The 275-nt window shown below is 69.8% G+C and carries 1 pseudogene; it reads right to left on the bottom strand.

Annotated features, from left to right (window positions below):
* A pseudogene (locus ACZ3HG_RS23600) lies at window positions 1-275 on the bottom strand (hypothetical protein); the annotation flags it as partial.

Below are 275 nucleotides of genomic sequence, written 5' to 3'. Positions count from 1 at the left end.
ATCACCGTGAGCGAGACGCGCTCGTCACCCGCGAGCAGGTGTGCGGCCTCGAGCGAGTGCGTGACGATCTCGACGTCGCTCCCCTCCCCCAATACCTGCGGGAGTTCGGCAGCGACGGCCGCGGGAGTGGTGCCGGCGTCGATGAAGATCGAGCCGCGGAACCCGGGGCTCAGCAGCCGGGCAGCCTCCGCACCGATCGCGCGCTTGGCGTCTCCCTGACGCAGTCGACGTTCCGAGAGCGAGACCTCCGTGGTGCTCGCACGGTCGATTCCGAC

This window comes from Erwinia sp. PME.40.26/001 (genome assembly GCF_055556675.1).
The sequence above is the reverse complement of the archived record's forward strand: the minus strand, read 5'-3'. Positions and strand labels throughout refer to the sequence as shown.